Consider the following 20,732-nt stretch of genomic DNA (forward strand, 5'->3'; position numbering starts at 1 on the left):
ATCCAGAACACCGGAGGTTCCTGGTGAAAAGTGGCAAAACTGGGCTTTACGAAGACCTGAAGCGGCAGATCCTGACGATGGAGCTCGATCCAGACCAGGTTCTGGACGAGGTCACCTTGAGTGAGCGCTACGGTCTTTCTCGCACCCCGGTTCGAGAAGTGTTTCGGCGCCTGGAAGGTGAGGGCTACCTGGATATCCGCGAGAACCGTGGAACCCGGGTGATCCCGATGAACCATTCGACGCTGCGTAATTTTTTCCTGGTAGCACCGATGATCTACGCTGCCATAGGGCGTCTGGCGGTGCAGAACTTCACACCGGCGCAGTTGGAGGAGCTCAAACAGACCCAGCAGCGTTTTCGGCGGGCCTCGGTGGAAAGAAATCCCCTGGCTCTGGCATTGGAGAACAATCGCTTTCACGAAATCATGGGTGAAATGGCCGGCAACCCGTACCTGAAGCCGAGCCTGTCACGGTTGTTGATCGATCACGCACGGATCGGCCACACGTTCTACCGGCCGCGTGATCAGGACATGGAGCAACGCCTGGATCTATCGGTGGAACACCACGATGAGTTCATCGAGGCGATCGCCAGGCACGATGAAAACCGGGTGGTGGACCTGGTGTTCGAACACTGGGAGCTGTCGCGAGCGAACATGCAGCTGTTCATTGCCCCGCAGGCGCTGAAGGCTGACTCGCTGGTGGAGGGCCCCTTGAGTTAAACGTTGGCGTGTTGTGTGTCGAGGTTCGAAGGTATGACTGCACCGGTCGCCGTGGCGTGGTACGGGCCAACCCTCGAGGGCGACACCTGCCATTCCCCGGCTGCTGGTACAGGGCCGGTCTATCCGCGAGGACACAGGCTCCCCGAATACGGTCAGGGTCTTTTCAATATTCCTGAATAACAGCGTCAACGCTGACCTTGTACAGAACTTCCGGCAGAAGCTTTTGCCGGGAATGGGTTGCCACGCGCCGTAAAAGAGGGTTCAGACACTCACATCGACAATAAAAACAAACATCAAAAGTCCAACAAAAATAGCAAGTGCTTGTTCTGCCGTTTCAAAAAAACAACCAATTCGGGGAACCACCATGAAGATGTTTAAGCAAGCGTTCTGTGCCCTGACTCTGGCCGCTGCAGTTGTTTTGCCGACCCACGCCGAAGAAAAAACCATCACCATGGGCACCTTGTCCTGGGAAGATCTGACACCAATTACCGGTATTACCAAGAAAGTGCTGGAAGATCAGGGCTATACCGTCAAGGTCACGCAGTTTTCCGAGTGGGGCATCGCCTACGCGGCATTGGGCAAGGGTGATGTGCAGATTCTCGCCTCGCAGATCGACTATGCCGCCAACGACTACTGGAACAAGAACAAGAACCGGCTCGAGAAGATCTCGCCGGTCTCCTACGGCCTCTACCAGGCCATCGCCGTCCCCAACTACGTGACGATCAACTCCCTGGAGGAACTCAATGCCAATGCCGACAAGTTCGGCGGCAAGATCGTCGGTATCGAACCCGGTTCGGGCCTGATGAGCGATGCGGCCAATGCGGTCAAGGCCTATGGCCTCAAGCTCAACCTGCTCGAAGGCAGTACCGCGGCGATGACCGCCGCGCTCAAGGCCGCCGTGGACCGCAAGGAGTGGATCGCCGTAGCGATCTGGGATCCGTCCTGGATGACCCAGAAGTTCGACGTGAAATTCCTCGCCGACCCGAAAGGCATCTTCCCGCCACCGCAAGGCTACTACTGGATCGGCCAGAAGGGCTTCAGCGCCGCCAACCCGCGTGCGCGTGAAGTGATTGCCAGCGTTTATGTACCGCTGGCCGACATCAAGGCGATCAACGGTGAAGTCAAGGACGGCAAGAGCATGGACGAAGCGATCAAGAACTGGACCGACAGTCACGCCGACTTGCTCAAACGCTGGGAAAACATCAAGAAAGACTGATGGTCTTCGCACTTGCAGCTGCCGAACTTGAATGCATTACAGGCCTGAACTTTCAAAAGGCCGGACGGGATTGATATGAGTACGCAAACAGTAGACGCCCAAGAAGTACTGGTGAGTTGCCAGTCTGTCTGGAAAGTATTTGGCGAGCGCTCCGAAGAGGCGATGCGCGCGGTCATTGAAAAGGGGCTCTCGAAGAAACAGATACTGCATGACTACAGTTGTGTCGTGGGCGTATCGGACGTCAATCTGGAAGTGCACCGTGGTGAGATTTTCTGCATCATGGGCCTGTCCGGCAGCGGCAAGTCGACCTTGATCCGCCTGTTGAACAAACTCATCACGCCCAGTGCCGGCAAGGTGCTGGTCAAGGGGCGTGAACTCAATTCGCTCAATGCCCAGCAACTGCGCGACATGCGTGCCAGGCACATCGGCATGGTGTTCCAGAGCGTGGCCCTGCTGCCACACCGCACGGTGCTGGAAAACACCGCCTTTGGCCTTGAGGTACAGGGCGTACCCAAGGCCGAACGGCTGAAAGTGGCCGAACGGGCGTTGGCCAAGGTCAGCCTCGGCGACTGGGCCAACCGCTACCCCAACGAACTCTCCGGCGGCATGCAGCAGCGTGTCGGCCTGGCCCGCGCCATCACCGCGGACCCTGAAGTGATCCTGATGGACGAACCGTTCAGCGCGCTCGATCCGCTGATCCGCCGCCAGTTGCAGGACGAATTCCGTCAGTTGACCAAGGAGCTGGGCAAGTCGGCGGTGTTCATCACCCACGACCTGGAAGAGGCGATCCGCATCGGCGACCGCATCGCGATCATGAAGGACGGCATGATCATCCAGGTCGGTACGGCCGAGGACATCGTGCTCAACCCGGCCGATGACTACGTGGCCGAATTCGTTGCCGGCATCTCGCGCCTGCACCTGGTCAAGGCGCACTCGATCATGGCCCCGCTGGCGGTGTTCCAGCAGGCCCATCCCGGGGTCGATGTGTCGCGCCTGGTCCAGGTCGCCTCGGATGCCGACCTCGATCACATCATCGGCCTGGCGACCCAGTCCGATCGCGATGCGCTGGCGGTGGTCCAGGCCGGCGTGGTGGTCGGGGGGATCACCATCCGTGACCTGTTGCGCGGTGTGCAGGGCATCGCCAACGAACACGCCGAGGCGGCCGGCGAACAGCGGGAGAGGGCGTGATCATGGCCTTCGAAAGCTTTCCCGAACAATTCGACAGCCGTGTCGACGCGATGCTGGAGTGGCTGCAGGACAATGCGTCCTCGCTGTTCGATGGCATCAACGCCGGGCTGCAGGGCATGTACCAGGGCCTGTACTGGCTGCTGCAACTGCCACCGTTCTACGTGACGGCGCTGTTGCTGGCCGCCCTCGGCTGGCGCCTGGCCGGTTTGCGTTTTGCCCTCGGCACGCTGGTGGCCATGCTGTGCTGTGCGTTCATCGGCCTGTGGGCGGAAACCATGAGCACCCTGGCGCTGGTGGTCGCGGCCACCGTACTGGCGTTGCTCGTCGCCATCCCATTGGGCGTGGTGGCAGGGCTGCTGCCGGCCCTGGACCGGGTGGTGGAGCCGGCCCTGGACCTGATCCAGACCCTGCCGCCGTACATCTACCTGCTGCCGGCCATCGCCTTGCTCGGCTACGGCCCGGGCACCGCGCTGATCGCGACGTTCATCGTCGCCTTCGCCCCGGCGTTTCGCCTCACCGCGCTGGGTATCCGCATGACGCCCACCGCGTTCGTCGAGCTGGGTAACGCCAGTGGTGTGACCCACTGGCAGATGTTCAGCAAGATCCGCCTGCCGTTCGCCCTGCCGAGCATCATGGCCGGGGTCAACCAGAGTCTGATGATGGCCTTCGGCATGGTGGTGATCGCCGGCATCGTCGGTTCCGGCGGCCTGGGCCAGGTGATCTACAACGCCATCCGTACCCTGGACATCGCCACCTCGATCAACGCGGCCATCGCCATCGTGATCCTGACCATGGTGATCGACCGCATGGCCCAGAGCGCCACGCCCAAAGCCCGGGAGAATCGCGAATGAACCTCGCCGACCTGCAGTTTTCTCCAGGGCGCTACATCGCGCCGCTGGTCGATTGGCTGAACACCAACCTGCACGGCTTCTTCGCGGTCTTGAGCAACCTGATCTCGCTGGTGCTCGGCGCCGTGGAGTCGGTGTTCCTGGCCTTGCCACCGCTGGCGGTAATCGCCATCGTGTTCATCGGCACGTGGCTGGCCGCGCGCCTGCGCGTGGCGATACTGGCGGCGGTGATGCTCGGCTTCTGCCTGATCGCCGGCTTGTGGACCGCTTCGATGCAGACCATCGCCCTGGTCTCGGTGTCGGTGCTGCTGTCAGTGAGCATCGCCTTCCCGCTGGGCATCCTGGCCTCGCGGATCAAGCGGGTCGACGCCATGCTGAGCCCGCTGCTGAACGTGATGCAGACCGTGCCGCCCTGGGTCTACCTGATCCCGGCGGTGATGATCTTCAGTCTCGGCCGCGTGCCGGCGATCATTGCCACGGTGATCTACGGCATCCCGCCGATGCTGCGCCTGACCACCCTGGCGTTCAACCAGATCCCCAAGCACATGCTGGAGCTGGGCAATGCCATGGGCGCCTCGCCGCGCACCATCCTGTTCAAGATCGAAATCCCCCTGGCGATGCCGACGCTGCTGGTCGGTCTGAACCAGTGCATCCTGCTGTCGCTGGCGATGGTGGTGCTGGCCGGACTGGTCGGCGCCGGTGGCCTGGGCGCCGAAGTGACCCGCGGGCTGACGCGCATGGAAATGGGCCTGGGCCTGCGGGCGGGGCTGGCGATCGTCGCCGTTGCCTTGCTGCTCGACCGCGTCTCGCGCGGTGCACTGGAACGCAATCAGAAGCCACGCCACGGGGAATGATCGCCATGAAGCACAGCTATTTCTGCATCGACGCGCACACCTGCGGCAACCCGGTACGCCTGGTGGCCGGTGGCGCGCCGATGCTGCCGCACCTGCCCATCGCCGAGCGTCGCGAACTGTTCGTCGAGCACCATGACCGGGTCCGCCAGGCGCTGATGTTCGAGCCGCGCGGCCATGACGTGATGTCCGGTGCCATTCTTTACCCGCCGTATCGCGACGACTGCGACGTGGCGGTGCTGTTCATCGAGGTCAGCGGCTGCCTGCCGATGTGCGGCGCCGGGACCATCGGCCTGGTCACCAGCGCCCTGCAGGAGGGGCTGGTGACGCCACGGGTGCCGGGCAAGCTGGCGCTGGAGACGCCGGCCGGCCGGGTCGATGTCGAGTACCGCATGGAGGACGGCCGGGTCAGTAGCGTGAAGATGCTCAACGTCACCAGCTACCTGCATGCCACCGACGTGGCGGTGGAGATCGAGGGCGTCGGGCGCCTTACCGTGGACATCGCCTACGGTGGCAACTACTACGCCGTCGTCGAGCCTCAGCAGAACTGGCCGGGGCTGGAAGGCGCCAAGGCCTCCACGCTGATTGCCGTGAGCCAGAAGCTGCGCAGCGCACTGGCCTCGGTGATCGATCCGGTGCATCCGCTCGATGAGCGCATCCGTGGCGTGCACCACGTGATCTGGTGCGACCAGCCGGACAACCCGCAGATCGACGGGCGCTGCGCGGTGTTCTATGGCGAACAGGCCATCGACCGCTCCCCGGGCGGCACCGGCACCAGTGCCCGCATGGCACAACTTCACGGCCGTGGCCGGCTCGCGGTGGGCCAGGATTTCCGCCACCAGAGCCTGATCGGCACCACCTTCACCGGACGGGTCGAGTCACAGACCACGCTGGGTGCCCATGCCGCTATCCAGCCCAGCGTAACGGGTTGGGCCAGGGTCATCGGATACAACACCCTCATCGTCGATGACGAGGATCCGTTGGCCCATGGCTTTCAGATCACTTGATATGAGCAATAAATGGTAGATAGAAGAGTGTTCAGCGGTGGTCTTCAGGTCAAAAACTATCGCTATCTGCAAAAGAAGGACGAGTCATCCCCGGCAGGGCAGGCCGGCGTGGGGTTCATCTTGATGGAGCATTTCTCGATGCCGGCATTCACCCAGGCCCTCGATACCCTCGTGACTGCCAACCTCTTGCAGCCTTCGCTGTTCGCCACGCGGACCGTGACGCTCAATGGACAGGACGTGGTCAGTGACCTGGGTATCGTCATTCGACCCGACACCGACCTCGCCAGTTGCAGCCCGGACGACTTCGATCTGCTGGTGGTCTGCGGCGGCCTGCGCACGCTCCTGCACGAACAGCCGGAACTGCGCGCGTTCCTGAAGAAAGCGGCGCAGAAGGGCGTTGCCCTGGGCGGACTGTGGAACGGCGCCTGGTTTCTCGGCCAGGCCAACCTGCTCGACGGCTACCGCTGCGCGATCCATCCCGAACACCGGCCGGCGCTGGCCGAAGCGTCGCGCGAGAGCCAGGTCACCTGCGAAAGCTATATGGTCGACCGCGATCGCTATACCGCTGCCAGCCCGACCGGGGCGTTCTACATGGTGCTCGAATGGATCGGCAAGATGCACAACGGCGCGCTGGTCGACGGCATCATCGACATCCTGGCCTTCGAAGCCTCGCGCTATCGCCGGGTCAATCCCACGTTGCAGGTGAAGATGGCCGAGCCGCTGCGCGAAGTGGTCAAGCTCATGGAATCGAACCTGGAGGAACCGCTGGACCTGAGGCAGTTGTCGAGCTACGTCAACCGCTCCCGGCGGCAGATCGAACGGCTGTTCAAGGAGCAACTGGACACCACGCCACGCCGTTACTACCTCGAACTGCGGGTGACCGAAGGCCGTCGGCTGCTGCAGCACTCGGGGCTGACCATCGTGCAGGTCGCCGTGGCCTGCGGTTTCGTGTCGCCCAGCCATTTCAGCAAGTGCTACACCGCCTATTTCGGCTACCCACCTTCGCGGGAAAAACGCTTCGAGTAAACCGCCGCCGGCTGCCCTGGGCCCCGGCCCTCCTTACGTTCTGGAACGACCACAATGAAAATCAGAGACAAATTGACGTGCGTGTTTGCAGGGATCGCCGGTGTACCGCTGCTGCTGGTGGCGGCCGTGGTGGTGGTCAACCTGCGCGAGGAGGCCCGGGACGGCTTCGTCGACAGCAGCACCCGTGAGATCCGGCAGATCGACAACGGCATGCAGCAGTTCTTCGACGGCATTGCCCGGAACGTCCAGTACCTGTCCCAGGACCCGCGCCTGGCGTCGCTCAGCGGGCTCAAGCGCTACATGGCCGCTGACGCCGCGACCGTCGCGCCGCCGGCGATCGCCAAGACCACCCTGGATATCTTCGACATCTTTGCCAAGGCGCACCCGAACACGGCCTATGTGTCTCTGGCCACGGATGACGGCGGTTACGTCGCCTGGCCGGATGTGCCGGACCTGGCCGGCTACGACCCGCGCACGCGGCCCTGGTACCGCCTGGCGATGGCGGCCCCGGGGACCATCGTCCGTACGCCGGCCTACTACTGGGCGGCCAGCGATTCGGTGCTGATCTGCACCATGCGCACCCTCAACGACGCCCAGGGCAACCCTCGCGGCGTGGTGGGCCTGGACGTTTCGCTCAAGCAACTGACCGAGCTGGTGCGCAAGATCAAGCTGGGACAGAGCGGTTACCTGATGCTGACCGAAGCCGACGGCAACGTGCTGGTCGATGCCGCCGATCCGGCGCATTCGTTCAAGCGTCTCGCCGACCTGGGCAATGACTACGCGCCGTTGGCGGCATTGCGTGAAGGCTCGACGCAGGTGACGCTCAAGGGCGTGACCTACATGGCCAACGTCTACACCTCCAAGGCCCTGGGCTGGCACCTGATCGGGCTGATCGAGAAGCGGGAGGTGATGGCCAAGGCCGATCGCCTGAGCTGGATCATTCTCTGGGCCGCGGTGGCGATGGCGGTGCTGTTCGCCCTGGTCGGCGCGCGGTTTGCCGGGATCATCCTCCGGCCGATCCGGGGTGTGGCCAGCGGCTTGCAGGACATCGCCCAGGGCGAGGGTGACCTGACCCGCAACCTGGCGGTGCGCGGCAATGACGAGACGGCGGTGTTGGCTGGCTGGTTCAATGAGTTCCTCGGCGCCATCGCGCAACTGGTGCGCAACATCGGCCATACCTCGGGCCGGCTGCAGCACACCAGTGGCGACAGTCGCAAGGTCGCCCATGCGGTGAACGATGCCGCGTTGCGCCAGCGCGAAGCGGTCGAGCTGGTCAGCACCGCGTTCAACGAGATGGTCGCCACCGCCAACGAGGTGGCCCGTTCCTGCACCGAGGCGGCGGCTTCGGCCGATGCCGGCCAGCGCGATGTACAGAGCGGGCAGCGGCAGATCGACGAGGCCACCGACAACGTCGGGCAGCTGTCGAGCAACCTGGAGCAGGCCACCGAGGCGATGCAGGCGCTGGAAGCGGACAGCCGCAACATCAACGGCATCCTCGACACCATCCGTTCGATTGCCGAGCAGACCAACCTGCTGGCCCTCAACGCGGCCATCGAGGCGGCCCGCGCCGGCGACCAGGGGCGTGGCTTTGCCGTGGTGGCCGACGAGGTCCGGGCGCTGGCGCGGCGCACCGCCGACAGCACCGGCGAGATCGACGGCCTGCTGGGCAACCTGGTGCGGGGTACCGAGAACGTCACCCGGCAAATGCAGGCCAGCGTCGGCATGTCGCGCCAGAGCGTCGACCGTATCCAGCAGGCACGGGAAAGCTTCAACAAGATCCGTGATCAGGTGGACAACATCCGCGACCAGAACAGCCAGATCGCCACCGCCGCCGAAGAACAGCACCAGGTGGCCGAGGACATCAACCGGCACATCACGCAGATCCATACCGATGCGCGCGAGGTCGAGGACCTGGCCCGCGCCGCCCGCAACGATGCCGAGCAACTGGCGGATATTTCCAGCGAACTCAATACGCTGGTGGGAAGGTTCAAGTACTGAGGTCAAGCCGACCGCTGTTGGTCATGTGAGAGTGTTTCCGACAGCGGTTTTTGTTGTAAGGCGACAGGGCCAGACTTTGCGGATGTTTATGGCGTTCCACCAAGGGGCGCTGTAACATCCGCCTTTTTTGGAAGCCCTGACGTTATGGACGCCTTCGCAGGACGGGTGGCTAAAAAGCCCTGCCTGAGTATTTTTCTACTCGCGCTTATTGTCTTCATGGGCTTGCAGTACAAGCCAGCCATTCTCAATTATACCACCCGTTTCGTCGATTTCGCCGAGTACATGCTGTATCACGGCGTGACGCTGTTTCCGATTGCCGACGACTTGAAGCCTTATCCCGACTATACGGTCGCCAATACGGTGTTGATGTATCTGGTGTCCTTGCCTTTTGGTCGGGTTTCGGTTCTTTCGATGGGTTTGCCTTATTGCATAACCGCGTCGTTGATAGTGGTGTTCATCTATAAACTGGGGGCACTGCACGAGCGGAAGTGGGGCCTGCATGGTGCACTGTTCTCGCTGTTGACCTGGTCATTCCTCGATAGCGTCAACTCACTGGCCCTGGATGTCTATCCCGCGCTCTTTACGGTGATCTGCTTTTACCTGGTGTATCGCGCGGACATGAAGCAGGACCGTTCGCGCCAGCCGCTGGTGTACCTCGCGCTGGCGCTGGGCTTTGCGTTTCGCGGGCCTATCGGCCTGATCGGGCCATCGATCGTCGTCGGTTGCTACTACTTGCTGAGCCGTCAGTGGCGCGCACTGATCGTCTTCTCGCTGCTGTCCGGGCTGATTTTCGCCGCCGGGGTCGCGCTGCTGTCCTGGGCGGCCTATGTGCAGGGCGGCATGGATTTTCTGCGGGAAGTCTTGATGATGCAGGGGCTGGATCGTTTTGCCAGCGACCATGCACCCCGTTACTACTTCTACTTCACCGGTGGTCTGTTGACCTATGGCATCACGGTGTTCTTCGCCTTGCAGGTCATTGCACGTCGATACAAACAATTCTTCCGTGCGCCGCAAAAGACGGACATCGCCCTGTTGTTCCATCTCTCGGCCTGGTTTATTGGCCTGATCGTATTCTTTACCTTTCCAAACTCTAAAAAGGCCCGCTATATCCTGTCGATCACCCCGGCGATATCCTTGTTGGCGGCGTATATATTCGTCGATAAAAGCGGCCTGTTCGAAGGTGCGAAGAACGGGTTTCTGCGTTTCTGTCTCAGGCTGCCGTTGATTGGCCTGGGGCTGGTCGCGTTTGTCTTCATCTATAACTTCTTCACGGCACATCCCTTGTTGCCGAACTATGTGGGAGTGCTCGCCAGTCTGATGTTGTTGGTTATCGCTCGTCATATGATTGGAAAAAATTGTGCTGATCACCGTCATCGTGAACTGATCATTCTTTTATTCGGTGTCACGACTTTCCTGGCGCTGGACGCATTCTTCTTCAATTCCATCACCTATCACCTGGAGTTGGCGAACGAGCCGACGCCAAAGTTCCTGCCGTACTGGTTCTGGTGAGGACGCTGTGGGGGGGAGATTCCGGATCGTGACAGTGGGGGGGGCACGCAAAGGTAGGCATGGCAGCAGCCGTAGCCTGTTCGATCGGGCGCCACGACGAGGTCGGGCACCGTCGAGGTGGGCAAAAATGAGGCAATTATCCTGATCCGCACTACATTGATTGCAGACAGACGAATAGTTGAGCGCCACCGGCCGGAGCCACCCATGACGATGATCGACTCGGAACTCTTGACGCCCTACCTGGCGGCCAGGGACAGCGCCCGCGCAGCCTGGCGGCTGACCGTGGCCTCCCTGAGCAAGACGCCCCCGCAAGCACTGGAGGAGGGTTTCAAGGCGGTCAAGATCGCCGAGCGTTCCTACTTCCGTTGTTGTGAAGACCTGTGTGACGTGGTGCGCAGTGAGATCGACCGGGCAGAGGAGGTGGCTGCCCGGGAGGCTTCGCACAATGGCGTCGCGCAGGACAGCGTGTAGCCGGCAGGTCACGGATGCTCTCTTGCCAGTTCATTATCCTCTATCAGTACTGCCAATGCCCCGGCACCCAGATCCACTGGCCATGGCCCCAGCGGTAGTGGCCGGCCACCCAGTGGTAGCCGGGGGCGGGGGCCACGGGGACGACTTCGACGAGCGGTGGCGGGCGACGTGGATGAATCGGCTCGACGACGCAACCGGTCAGGGCGGTCGCCATCAGGGCGGCGGCGAGAGTGGCCTTGAGTATTCGGGACATGGCATGGATTCCTGAGTGACGATGGGGCCGGCGCCTGGCTGGCGGGCTTGTGTCTGTTAAACGCCGTGGCCCGCCAGATCCGTCGCTGTCGTCACTCCTTTCTGGCGATTTTCGCCTTGCCCTGTCCACGCGGGTACAAGGCCTTGCCCAGTTCCTGGCGTTCATCCTGCGGCAGGCTGCTGGCGAAGTCCGCCAGGGTGTTGTCGACCAGTACCCGAAGCGAGTTGTCCGCCTCACGGGCACGACTGAGGTCGGCCAGCAGCGCGTTGCGGTCGAGGGTCGGCGCCTCCAGTTGTCGAATCACGTCCAGGCGTGCTTCACGTCCGGCCATGACCAGCGGCTGGCTGTTGGCCTGGTTCTGCCTGAGCAACTGGCGCAATTGCTTGCGTCGGGGCTCGGGCAACTGCTGCAACGCCAGGCGCAAACCATGCTGGTTGATCGCGACCTGTGCGGGCTTGGCGTTGGCCAGCCAGTGATACAGGCCGCCGGCGACGCCGCCGACCAGGAACACGTTGAGCAGCAATGACACGACCAGCAGCGGTTTCAGGTACTTGGGTGGGGTCATTGCTCGCTTTCCTCGGCGTTGACGGTGAAGACGATGTCGGCATCGCCGTGATCGAAGACGCTGGGCAGCACTTCGGCTGAGTGCAGGGGCAACGGCAGGCTCAGCGAGGCCACCAGGATGCCGGCGGCGATGCCGGCCACGCCGATCCCGACAATACCGGCAGGCGACAACCAGCCGGCATAGCGCTGCCAGAACGACGGTGGGCGGGCCGTGTTGGCCGAGAGACGGATCTGTCGGACCAGTGCCGGGTCCGGCGCCGGCAGCCGGTAGCCGTCCAGCAGGCCATCGAGCGCGCGCGCCTGATCCAGGGCGGCGAGGGCGCCGCGGTCGCGCTGTTCGAGCAATACCTCGGCGCCGGCCCGCTCGGTGGCCGGCCAGCGTCGCAGGTCCGCGCCATAGGCCTCGGCCAGTTGGGCAAATCGTTCGGGCGTCATCGTCTTTCCCTCCCTAGTCCGGCATCGCCGAGCGTCTCGGCAAGGTGGCCGCGCAGGTTACGCCGGGCCCGCGACAGCAGGCTCTCCAGTGCCTCGACGCTGATGTTCATCAGGGCCGCGGCTTCGATGTTCGACAGTTCCTGGTAGTACTGCAGCACGATGGCTTCGCGCTGCCGTTCGGGCAACGTCGCCAACGCCGCGGCCATCTGTTCGCTGCGCGCGGCCGCTTCCAGTTGCTCGTCGGGTGCCGGCGTGCTGTCGGGCAGCTCGACCGGTTCCTCGTCATCGGCCAGCGGGCGCTCGCGGCGCCGACGCAGGCGGTCATGGCAGAGGTTCAGTGCGACCCGGTGCAGCCAGGTGTCGAAGCGCGCTTCGCCGCTGCGCCAACTCGCCGCCTGCTTCCAGATTCGCAGGAAGCTCTCCTGCGCCACATCCCTGGCCTCTTCGGCATCGCCGAGGATCCGCCCGGCGAGCGCCAGCAGACGGGGCAGCTTGCGCGACACCATCTCGTTGACGGCCGCCGGTTCGTTGTTGCCGATGCGGGCCAGCAACTCCAGGTCCGGATCAGTTTCTTTCAATATGGCAAATCCCGGTCCGGTGGTTCAGCCTCGGGTTGATCGGATGCCCCGGCTGCGAGGTGCGCAGCCGGGCACCGGCATTCAGCGGATCCAGTGGCCTTCGACCCACACCCAGTTAGGCCCGCGCGGCGCCCAATGGCCCGGTTCCCAGCGGGCGTTGTAGCGCACGCGCTGCCAGTGGCCCGGCTCCCAGACGTAGCCGCGGCCTTCCCAGCGCCAGTGCCCGCGATCCCAGGCGTAGCCGGGACGTTCGACAGGAATGGCTTCGACGCGCATGGGCGGCGGGGCCTCGCGAATGATGATCTCGGGCTGGGCGAAGGTCGGGGTGCTGGTCAGGGCCGCGAACGCCAGGGGAATGAGCAGGGCAAGGCGAAACTTGGCCAGAGGTCGTGCAGGTCTCATGACAACTCCTTCATGCGGCGGACGAAAATGAACGCTGCTGATGGGTTGAACGCAGGACGCCGGAACAATCCGTCGCGGGAAAGCCGAAAATTTTTCGCGGGATTTTCCGGGGTTTCGGGCAGAAGTATTACCCAGAGTGGGCCTGGCGTAGATGAAATCGTACGAGGTTGCGACGGATTGCTGCAGGTGGCGGCGTTCAACCGGTAACCGTTGGCGATTGACAGGCGTTCCGGCGTCGTCCGTGCAGCGGCTTTATCCATCGCACCATGAGGAAAATCACCATGTCACGTCGTCTCTCGCTGCTCGTTGCCGCGGTCCTGCTGCTGAGCCTCAGCGGCTGTGTGATTCTGCCGGGGCACCGGGACCATTGCTGCTGGCGCTACTACGGTGCTGTCGCCCACTCGACGCAGGATGCGGCGGCCTGACCACGGTCCCGGGCCCGTGCAATGACGGGCCCGGGATCGGCCTCATGGTGCCGTCGGAGCGGCCAGGGCCTGGCGCAGCAGATCGTTGATGAGGCTCTGGCTACCGATGGTGTCGCTTTGCGCACGGGCCCGTGCGGCCGTCACCACGGCGTCGTCGAGCAGAAGGGTCATGCGGATCTTGCCGTCAATGGCGGCCACTGCGCCGCGCTTGGCCCTGGCGAAATCGTATTGTGCCTTCATCGATCAGTTCTCCAGATATTGGCGGGCTTCATGGCTCGAGGCGATTCGGGCCGCCAGGAGCTGCACGCTGCCGGGCGCCGAGTGGGTGTAGGAGGCCACGAGCAGGCGTCGGGTCGCATCCAGCCCCATGATGATCCAGGGCGTGCCCTCAGCCTCCCGGTCCTGGAGCCTGAGGGCCCCTTCGTCGTAGAACACCGCCTCGGCATCGGCCAGGCTGATGCCCGCATGTTCCTGTTTGTTGGTGGTGTTGCCGGTTTCGTCGTATCGAATCTGGAAGGTACTCATCATGGGCCCTGTCTGGGTGAATCGGGGTTCGAGGGCATGAGAACAGCTTCCCGGGCCGGCAATCCTGATGCTCGGTGTTGAGCGGGTCTATCCAGGGCGTGGGGTGTTTCGCAAGGGGTCGAGCGAGGGTTCTGCGCACTGCGGCGCGAGGACCGTGGCCGCCTTGTCATAAAAAGAATTAGTTTACTGCTTGCCTTTTTGCTTTTGTTTTAACTGGAAATTCGCTGGGAACCGGCCCATCATTCGCCGCGCTGTGTCTAAGCGTCAAGGCCCTGCTGCGCGCCTGTGCGACGACCGTGAACCCTTTGGCCCTTTTTCAGGAACTCATTTTGTCTAACGTCTGCTCCAGCGGCCTCGATATCGGCTTCGCTTCGCTGAATTACCTCCAGATCGGCATCCTCGGGATCATCCAGGGCATCACCGAGCTGCTGCCGATTTCCTCCACCGCGCACATGCGCATCGTCCCGGCGGTACTCGGCTGGCAGGACCCGGGTTCGGCGTTCTCGGCGGCCATGCAACTGGCGGCCCTGGCGGCGGTGGTCAGCTACTTCTGGCGCGACGTGCGCGATGTGGTCGGCGGCAGTGTCACTGCCGTGCGCCAGCGCGACTTCGACAGCCAGTGGTTCAAGCTGGCGGTGGCGATCATCCTGGCGACTATCCCGATCGGCATTGCCGGCCTGGCCCTGTCGTCAACGCTGAACCGCTGCGACTCGCCGCTGCGTGGCCTGACCGTGATCGGGATTTCCTGCCTGGTGATGGCGGTATTGCTGGCGGTCTCGGAATTCACCTGTCGGCACCGGCGGGTGGTCGGCGAGATGCGCCTGCGTGATGCGCTGACCGTCGGCATCGCCCAGGTTGGCGCGCTGATCCCGGGTGTCTCGCGTTCCGGGTCGACCCTGACGGCGGCGCTGTTCCTCGACTTCAAGCGCGAAGAGGCGGCACGCTTCTCGTTCCTGCTCGGCCTGCCGGCGATTGCCCTGGCTGGCCTGAAGGAGCTGTGGGTCTTGCACCATGCGCAGATTCCGGCCGAGGCCTGGAGCCACCTGCTGTTCGGCATCGTGGTCGCCAGCGTTTCGGCCTTCGTCGCGATCTGGGGTCTGATGCGTTTCCTCGAGCGCTTCTCCACCTGGCCCTTCGTGATCTACCGCGCGGTCCTCGGCATCTTCCTGATCGCCGCCGTGCAGCAGGGCTTCCTCTCCTGATTCAAGGGCCGGGCGCGGCCTCGCGGCCGTGCCTGGTCACGGGTTCGGCCCCAGCGCATAGCGCCGGCAATGCTCCAGATACCCCTGTTCGTGATTGCCCACCAACTGCACCACGCTGGTCCATAGCCAGGAAGGCGCATCGAGGGTTCTGGAGCGATTCAACTGCAGTTCCGCCAGCCAGCTCTTGCGGGTCGCCTCATCCATCTGCCGGGCATGCGCCCGGCCGACCACCCGCGCCAGGTAGCCGGCGGCGTGCTTGGCGTCGGTCTTGTCGAGGCTGTCCAGATCGAGCTTGAGGTCCTGGGGCAGCAACTCGCGAATGAATACCCCGTGCTCGAGAAAGCGCGTCGCCATCATCCGCTCGCCCAGGCTCGGTGACAGTTGGCGTGCGCCTTCGAGCACGCGCCGGGCATTGTCGCGGGGCATGTGCACGTGGGCCCCGCGAGGGGCCAGGGCGGCCACCGCTTCCTTGATGTCGAGCAGGCAGTAGTCCTGCTCGTCTCTGTGGCCGACCCCGAGCAGCACCGCATAGCGCATCAGGCCCAGGGAGCTGCAGCCCTTGACCCAGTAGGCGCTGTCGAGCAGTTGCACCTGGGCATCGCGTGGCCGGCCCTTGAGGGCGGTGACCAGGTCGTGGATTTCCGGTCCCTCGCAGAGCGCCTTGATCGCGGCTTTCTCGCTGCGCGAGGTGGGCCAGAAATGGCGGCCGATCGGTAGGGTCGGTTTGGTGTGCTCCATGCGCTCGCGGGCGAGGTTTTTCCAGGTGCGCTTGACCGCATCGCGCAGGCCGGCCTTGACCTGGGATGGGCGATGCGGCACCAGGTCGGTTTCGTCCAGCAGGGCCTGCTCGTAGCCGACGATCATTTCCTCGAGCATGCGTGCGGTGGTCACGCCGGGCAGGTCCGAGCCACGGGCGGCGGTCGCCAGCGACAGGGCCAGGCGCACCAGGTCGTGCACCGGGTTGCCGATCACGGTCTGGTCGAGGTCGCGGATGTGAATGTCGATATCGCCGTTGATGTCCCCGGTCGGCCCTAGGTTGCCGACATGGCAATCGCCGCAGATCCACACGTTCGGGCCATGGGGCAGGCGGCGGCCGCGCTGGCTGTGCAGCCACTCGTAGAACTGGGCGGTGTTGCCGCGAACGTAGGCATGGGCGGAGCGGGCCATTTTCTCGTTGCGCAGGTTGGACAGGATGGCGGCACGCTGGCCGGGGCGAGGTGGTTTCAAGGCGTACGCTCTCTGGCTGGTCGATGTGCGGGCATGACCCTTTGAGCGTAGGGCGTGTGGATTGGTTTCGCCTGAGCGCATGTTGCGCAGGCATTCGGAGCCTGCCCACTCAGAGGACGAAAAAAAAGCCCGCATGCGGGCGGGCTCAACGGGAGGTTCGTCAAAGGAGCGGGTTCAATATAAACAGCCAGGCTGCCCGGCACAGTGAAAGATGTTTTACCTCCAGGCCACGTCCGGCAAGGCTTCAGAGCGGTTTGTGGTGCTCATCTCGACGTCGAGGTCGTTCAGTTGGCGATCGCTGCAGATGGCGATTTCGCTGGCCTGTCTGGCCCGTGCGCAGTCGAAGCTGGCGGCCTGGGCCGTGGCGATGAACAGGGGGAGGGCGGCCAGTGCCCATAAAGTTTTTTTCATGCGGGTGCCTGCTGCCCGGTTGTGCCTGGATGTTCATCAGACCAGCCAGAGTGCCATTCGCTCCCGGCGTGGGTGCCGGCAGTGGTCGCGCCTTGTTTCCAGTCAGCACGCCACGCCGTGGCAAGGGCCATTGACCCGCAAACACCAGTGCCAAGCCGCCGGGTGGGCAGCCCGGCTTCAGGCCTGGCTGATATCGACCAGGCGCGGCTGGGTGATCGCCAGGTAGTCGTGGCTCGCCAGGATCATCGAGGCATCCAGTCGCCCGGCATTGAAGGCGATCTCTGCATAACGTCGGGTCAGGCTGGGGTCGACAATCAGCTCGATACGTTCGTCGAACACGAATGGCGGAATCGCACCGATCCGGCAGCCGGTCAGTTCCATGGCCGTCTCGGCCTTGACCAGTTCGGCCTTCTTCCCGCCCAGGGCGGCGCCGAGCTTTTTCATGTCGAGCTTGTGGTCGCCCGGCAGGATCGCCAGGGCATAGCGTTCGCCCTGACCCTTGAGGGCGCAGAGCATGGCCTTGGCACCTTGGCCCGGTTCGGTGCCGCGGATGTCGGCGACCCGAAACGACTGCCCTTCGGCATCGTGCTGCAGGACGCGGTAGCGGGCACCATGGCTGTCCAGCAGGCTGACCAGTCGATCGAAAACGGCAGGCATGGGCTCTCCTCAGAAGGGTTTGATCAGGTCATAGGAAAGCTTGCTGATCAGAATCACCAGCAAGACCAGGAACAGCGCGCGTACGAACGGCACGCCCCGGCGCACCGCGAGCCAGGTGCCGGTCAGGGCACCGAGGATATTGAACAGCGCCATCGGCAGCGCCACCAGGTACAGGACGTTGCCGGTGGGGATGAAGAACACCAGCGCGGCGATGTTGGTGGCGATGTTCACCAGTTTGGCCGAGGCCGAGGCGTGCAGGAAGTCGAAGGCGAAGCAGCGGATGAACAGGAAGATCAGGAAGCTGCCGGTCCCGGGACCGAAGAGGCCGTCATAGAAGCCGATGGCACCGCCGATCAGCACGGCCAGCAGTTTTTCCCGGGTGCCGATCCGCATCGGCTTGTGCAGGGCGCCGAAGTCCTTTTTCCAGAAGGTGTAGAGCGCCATCACCACGATCATCACCAGCACCGCCGGGCGTACCACCGACTGCGGCACGGCCGAGACCGTGGCCGCGCCGAAGAACGACATGATGAACGCCGCGGCGGCTGCCGGTATCACCAGGCTCCAGTCGATCACCACCTTGCGCACGAACGAGCGGGCGGCGAAGGTCGTGCCGCAGGCGGCGGCCACCTTGTTGGTGCCCAGCAGCGCGGCAGGCGGGGCCGAGGGCAGCACGTTGAACAGCGCGGGGATCTGGATCAGTCCGCCACCGCCGACCGCCGCGTCGATGAGGCCGGCGGCGAAGGCGAAGCAGCAAAGGATGACGATATCAAACATGCAATCAGGCTCTGACGATAAAGGGTTGGGTCGGGTCCAGCGGCACCACGCGCGCCGGATCATCGACCCCGAACACGCGGATCATCCAGCGGTCGCGGCCGTCGTAGCGCGGAGCGAAGCCATCCCGGGCGTGCAGGGTCTGCTGGTTTTTGAAGATCAGCATGTCGCCGGGCTGGAGCAGGATGTGGCGAATGACATCGGGGTGGTTGGCGGTGGCCGCGAACAGTTGCATGGCAAAGTCGGCGTTGGCGGTGGTCGCGCTGACCGCGGCCTTGTTGTAGCGGCAATGCAGCCCGCCGCTGGCGGATTTGTAGAGCAGCGGGACGTGCTCCAGCACGTTGCCTTGTTTGCCGAAGGACTCCGGCCGGCGAACGTTGAAGTTCGGTCGCTGCAGTTCCTGTTCGACGAAGTCGGGCAGGCTGTCCAGCACGTCGCGAATGGCGACGATGCGGGTGGGCACCTCCAGTTCACAGCGCAGGCCGGTCAGGCTCAGGTATTCGGGGCAGGCCGAAAGCCCGTCGACCGTTTCGCAGGTCAGCGGCAGGTGCGGGTTGTCGACGTGCATGCCCAGGCTCAGGCGCGAGCCGAAGGAGCTGGCTTCGCTTTCGCGCTCCTGCTTGGGTGAGACGTGGCGGAACACCGTGTCGTCGCTTTCGCCGGCGTAAGCCACGGGACGGGTACCCAGCGCTGCCAGCACGGACAGGATCGCTCCCGCCAGCACCGGCAGCTCTTCGATGCCAGGCTCGTCGTCGTAGGGCGTTGCCGGCAACTGTAGGTCGATCGGCAGGCCACGGACAATCAGTGCCACCGCGTCGGACTGGGGAAAGTCGCGCAGTGCCTGGTGTTTTTCGGCACCCAGGACGTTCTCCAGCAGGCGCGCCAGCGTCGGCATCCGGTCGATGCCCGAGGCGCTGTCGTGGATGGCCAGGGGAGCGAGCGCTGCCTGCAATCGTCGTTGCTCGGTGAATGAGAGATGGATTTCGGGCAGGGCCTGCAGAGTCGGCGCCTGCGTATTTCGGACCAACCAATGCGGGTGTTCCCCGCTGATTCGGCTAGCCGAATTTCTGACAGCCTCATCCAGTTTTGACACGTCCTTTGCTCCTCTTTTCCTACGTCCCTGTGGGTTAAGCGCGAAGGCTAACGGAAGGGACCTTTTTGTGTTGCAATACCACGTTGCGAAAAGTGCAACGAGGTGAGTGATGGCACTGGATATGTTGGGTGAGCTCGAAGCCTTCGCGACGGTGGCGCGCAAGCGCAGCTTCATTGCCGCGGCGCGGACCCTGGGGCGTTCGCCAAGCACTGTGACCCGTGCCGTTCAGGCACTCGAAGAGAGTGCCGGGGTCAAGCTGTTCAATCGTTCGGCCAATGCGGTGAGCCTGACCGAGGCCGGCGAGCGGCTGTTGCCCCATGCCCACAAAATGCTGGATCTGCAACGTGAGGCCGACGAGGACCTGGCGGGCATCAGTGGCCTGGCCAATGGCTGGATCCGCTTCTCGGCGCCGGAGTTTCTCGGCCACGGTGTCATGCCCAGGCTGATCGCCCAGTACTGCGAGCGTTATCCGCAGGTGAACATCGACGTGATCTTCACCGATGAAACCATCGACCCGGCCCGGAGCAAGCTGGATTTCTCGATTCGTGGCGCCTTTCCGCAATCCAGCGACCTGATCGGTTTTCCGCTATGGAGCTATGCCCGCTACCTCTATGCCAGTCCCGCCTATCTGGAGCGTCATGGCAGCCCCGACTCAATCGAGGCATTGGACCGTCATTCGCTGATTCTGCACACCGCCCCGCGGATTCTTAAGGAGTGGAATTTTCGCAATGAGCAGCAGGCCATCAGCTACCGGGTGCATCCGAAATTTCGCTTCAGCTCCGGAGCCGCCGTATTCCAGGCTGCGTTGGCCGGGGTGGGCATTGCCCGTCTGGCCGACTGGCTGGCGCAGCCGGAGGTGGAGCAGGGGCGGCTGGTGCGGGTGTGTTCCGAGTATCGGCTGACCTCCAGTAGCGGCGAGAACCCGCAGATGCATGCGGTGTACCCCGCAGGCAACCTGCCACTGCGGGTGAAAATGCTACTGGAGCTGATCCGGGCCTTCGGCGACAACGTCAGCCGGCTCTGAGCGGGTGCTTGCCGGCAGCGCGAAGCGTTCGCGCACCAGCGCACTGAAGCGCGCCGCCGCCGGTCCCAGGGTCTGACCGGTGCGGGTGATCAGACCGATTTCGCGGCTGACGCCGGCGTGTGCCACCGGCAGGCGTCGCAGGCCGCTGAGGCGGTCGTCCGCCGACTCCGGTAGCAGAGTCATGCCCAGGCCCTGGCGCACCAGCGCCAGCACTGTGGACATATAGTTGGCCTCCAGCCCCGGCACCAGGTTCAGGCGCTGCTCGTCGAACAACTGCTCGACCCGCTCGCGCACACTGCTGTCGCGCCCGGTGAGGATCATCGGCTGGGGGGGGG

The 20,732-nt window shown here is 63.6% G+C and carries 25 protein-coding genes and 2 pseudogenes; 14 read left to right on the forward strand and 13 right to left on the reverse strand.

Going from position 1 to position 20,732, the window contains the following annotated elements:
• Nucleotides 1-23: 23 nt before the first annotated feature.
• The 11 genes and pseudogenes from K675_RS0113230 (at nucleotide 24) to K675_RS0113275 (ending at nucleotide 10,830) form a co-directional block, all read left to right on the forward strand.
• A complete protein-coding gene (locus K675_RS0113230) occupies nucleotides 24-716 on the forward strand; it encodes a GntR family transcriptional regulator (protein WP_017903994.1) in 693 nt (230 codons plus the stop codon).
• 364 nt (nucleotides 717-1,080) lie between these two features.
• Entirely contained in the window at nucleotides 1,081-1,932 is an 852-nt protein-coding gene (locus tag K675_RS0113235; protein ID WP_017903995.1) for a glycine betaine ABC transporter substrate-binding protein, read from the forward strand.
• Nucleotides 1,933-2,007: 75 nt separating this feature from the next.
• On the forward strand, nucleotides 2,008-3,120 hold the full coding sequence (locus K675_RS0113240) for a quaternary amine ABC transporter ATP-binding protein (protein WP_026145152.1): 1,113 nt from the start codon (nucleotides 2,008-2,010) through the stop codon (nucleotides 3,118-3,120).
• 2 nt (nucleotides 3,121-3,122) lie between these two features.
• Nucleotides 3,123-3,971: an ABC transporter permease gene (locus K675_RS0113245; protein ID WP_026145153.1), complete on the forward strand. Its 849-nt coding sequence runs from the start codon at nucleotides 3,123-3,125 to the stop codon at nucleotides 3,969-3,971.
• Nucleotides 3,968-4,822, forward strand: a complete 855-nt coding sequence (locus K675_RS0113250; protein WP_017903998.1) for an ABC transporter permease — start codon at nucleotides 3,968-3,970, stop codon at nucleotides 4,820-4,822. The genes K675_RS0113245 and K675_RS0113250 overlap by 4 nt, the downstream gene beginning before the upstream one ends.
• A gap of 5 nt (nucleotides 4,823-4,827) precedes the next feature.
• Complete coding sequence (locus K675_RS0113255) at nucleotides 4,828-5,826, forward strand: 4-hydroxyproline epimerase (protein ID WP_026145154.1); 999 nt, start codon at nucleotides 4,828-4,830, stop codon at nucleotides 5,824-5,826.
• A 12-nt stretch (nucleotides 5,827-5,838) separates the two neighbouring features.
• Entirely contained in the window at nucleotides 5,839-6,852 is a 1,014-nt protein-coding gene (locus K675_RS0113260) for a GlxA family transcriptional regulator (RefSeq protein WP_026145155.1), read from the forward strand.
• A 54-nt stretch (nucleotides 6,853-6,906) separates the two neighbouring features.
• A pseudogene (locus K675_RS34165) lies at nucleotides 6,907-7,989 on the forward strand (HAMP domain-containing protein); the annotation flags it as partial.
• 324 nt (nucleotides 7,990-8,313) lie between these two features.
• Nucleotides 8,314-8,850: pseudogene (locus tag K675_RS34170) on the forward strand (methyl-accepting chemotaxis protein); the annotation flags it as partial.
• 144 nt (nucleotides 8,851-8,994) lie between these two features.
• Nucleotides 8,995-10,359 carry an ArnT family glycosyltransferase gene (locus K675_RS0113270; protein WP_051070750.1) on the forward strand — a complete coding sequence of 455 codons (1,365 nt, stop codon included), beginning with the start codon at nucleotides 8,995-8,997 and terminating at the stop codon, nucleotides 10,357-10,359.
• Between the two features lie 204 nt (nucleotides 10,360-10,563).
• Nucleotides 10,564-10,830 (forward strand): hypothetical protein, encoded by a 267-nt coding sequence (locus tag K675_RS0113275; protein ID WP_017904003.1) that lies wholly within the window; start codon nucleotides 10,564-10,566, stop codon nucleotides 10,828-10,830.
• Between the two features lie 43 nt (nucleotides 10,831-10,873).
• Here K675_RS0113275 and K675_RS0113280 read toward each other — a convergent pair whose 3' ends face one another.
• From K675_RS0113280 to K675_RS0113300, 5 genes are all read right to left on the reverse strand, one after another.
• The gene (locus K675_RS0113280) at nucleotides 10,874-11,083 is read right to left on the reverse strand and encodes a YXWGXW repeat-containing protein (protein WP_017904004.1); all 210 of its coding nucleotides are present in this window, start codon (nucleotides 11,081-11,083) and stop codon (nucleotides 10,874-10,876) included.
• A gap of 91 nt (nucleotides 11,084-11,174) precedes the next feature.
• The gene (locus tag K675_RS0113285) at nucleotides 11,175-11,648 is read right to left on the reverse strand and encodes a periplasmic heavy metal sensor (protein WP_017904005.1); all 474 of its coding nucleotides are present in this window, start codon (nucleotides 11,646-11,648) and stop codon (nucleotides 11,175-11,177) included.
• Complete coding sequence (locus K675_RS0113290; protein WP_017904006.1) at nucleotides 11,645-12,082, reverse strand: hypothetical protein; 438 nt, start codon at nucleotides 12,080-12,082, stop codon at nucleotides 11,645-11,647. Before K675_RS0113290 ends, K675_RS0113285 begins: the two co-directional genes overlap by 4 nt.
• A complete protein-coding gene (locus K675_RS0113295; RefSeq protein ID WP_017904007.1) occupies nucleotides 12,079-12,660 on the reverse strand; it encodes an RNA polymerase sigma factor in 582 nt (193 codons plus the stop codon). The genes K675_RS0113290 and K675_RS0113295 overlap by 4 nt, the downstream gene beginning before the upstream one ends.
• An 81-nt stretch (nucleotides 12,661-12,741) precedes the next feature.
• Nucleotides 12,742-13,062 (reverse strand): YXWGXW repeat-containing protein, encoded by a 321-nt coding sequence (locus K675_RS0113300; RefSeq protein ID WP_017904008.1) that lies wholly within the window; start codon nucleotides 13,060-13,062, stop codon nucleotides 12,742-12,744.
• Nucleotides 13,063-13,343: 281 nt separating this feature from the next.
• Between K675_RS0113300 and K675_RS33365 the strand changes: the two genes are divergently transcribed.
• The gene (locus tag K675_RS33365; protein ID WP_017904009.1) at nucleotides 13,344-13,487 is read left to right on the forward strand and encodes a hypothetical protein; all 144 of its coding nucleotides are present in this window, start codon (nucleotides 13,344-13,346) and stop codon (nucleotides 13,485-13,487) included.
• Between the two features lie 42 nt (nucleotides 13,488-13,529).
• Here K675_RS33365 and K675_RS30740 read toward each other — a convergent pair whose 3' ends face one another.
• Nucleotides 13,530-13,727 carry a hypothetical protein gene (locus tag K675_RS30740; protein ID WP_017904010.1) on the reverse strand — a complete coding sequence of 66 codons (198 nt, stop codon included), beginning with the start codon at nucleotides 13,725-13,727 and terminating at the stop codon, nucleotides 13,530-13,532.
• 3 nt (nucleotides 13,728-13,730) lie between these two features.
• Nucleotides 13,731-14,015, reverse strand: coding sequence for a BrnT family toxin (locus K675_RS0113315; protein WP_017904011.1), 285 nt, complete (start codon nucleotides 14,013-14,015; stop codon nucleotides 13,731-13,733).
• A 326-nt stretch (nucleotides 14,016-14,341) separates the two neighbouring features.
• On the opposite strand from K675_RS0113315, the gene K675_RS0113320 reads away from it, so the two are divergent.
• Nucleotides 14,342-15,214 (forward strand): undecaprenyl-diphosphate phosphatase, encoded by an 873-nt coding sequence (locus tag K675_RS0113320; RefSeq protein WP_017904012.1) that lies wholly within the window; start codon nucleotides 14,342-14,344, stop codon nucleotides 15,212-15,214.
• Between the two features lie 36 nt (nucleotides 15,215-15,250).
• On the opposite strand, the gene K675_RS0113325 is transcribed toward K675_RS0113320, so the two are convergent.
• The 5 genes from K675_RS0113325 to K675_RS0113345 all read right to left on the reverse strand — a co-directional run bounded on the left by K675_RS0113325 (nucleotide 15,251) and on the right by K675_RS0113345 (nucleotide 19,307).
• On the reverse strand, nucleotides 15,251-16,441 hold the full coding sequence (locus K675_RS0113325; RefSeq protein ID WP_017904013.1) for a DUF2252 family protein: 1,191 nt from the start codon (nucleotides 16,439-16,441) through the stop codon (nucleotides 15,251-15,253).
• Between the two features lie 216 nt (nucleotides 16,442-16,657).
• A complete protein-coding gene (locus tag K675_RS30745) occupies nucleotides 16,658-16,852 on the reverse strand; it encodes a hypothetical protein (RefSeq protein WP_017904014.1) in 195 nt (64 codons plus the stop codon).
• A gap of 177 nt (nucleotides 16,853-17,029) precedes the next feature.
• Nucleotides 17,030-17,509: a YbaK/prolyl-tRNA synthetase associated domain-containing protein gene (locus tag K675_RS0113335; RefSeq protein WP_017904015.1), complete on the reverse strand. Its 480-nt coding sequence runs from the start codon at nucleotides 17,507-17,509 to the stop codon at nucleotides 17,030-17,032.
• A gap of 9 nt (nucleotides 17,510-17,518) precedes the next feature.
• Nucleotides 17,519-18,283: a sulfite exporter TauE/SafE family protein gene (locus K675_RS0113340; RefSeq protein ID WP_017904016.1), complete on the reverse strand. Its 765-nt coding sequence runs from the start codon at nucleotides 18,281-18,283 to the stop codon at nucleotides 17,519-17,521.
• A gap of 4 nt (nucleotides 18,284-18,287) precedes the next feature.
• Nucleotides 18,288-19,307, reverse strand: coding sequence for a TauD/TfdA family dioxygenase (locus K675_RS0113345; RefSeq protein WP_232434428.1), 1,020 nt, complete (start codon nucleotides 19,305-19,307; stop codon nucleotides 18,288-18,290).
• A 175-nt stretch (nucleotides 19,308-19,482) separates the two neighbouring features.
• Here K675_RS0113345 and K675_RS30750 point away from each other — a divergent pair, with 175 nt between their 5' ends.
• Nucleotides 19,483-20,397 carry a LysR family transcriptional regulator gene (locus K675_RS30750; RefSeq protein ID WP_017904018.1) on the forward strand — a complete coding sequence of 305 codons (915 nt, stop codon included), beginning with the start codon at nucleotides 19,483-19,485 and terminating at the stop codon, nucleotides 20,395-20,397.
• Here the strand turns inward: K675_RS30750 and K675_RS0113360 are convergent.
• The coding region (locus K675_RS0113360; RefSeq protein WP_037006472.1) for a LysR substrate-binding domain-containing protein at nucleotides 20,350-20,732 on the reverse strand (383 nt) is incomplete at its 5' end. The genes K675_RS30750 and K675_RS0113360 overlap by 48 nt on opposite strands.

The organism is Pseudomonas fuscovaginae SE-1 (assembly GCF_000364705.1).
GTDB lineage: Bacteria > Pseudomonadota > Gammaproteobacteria > Pseudomonadales > Pseudomonadaceae > Aquipseudomonas > Aquipseudomonas fuscovaginae_A.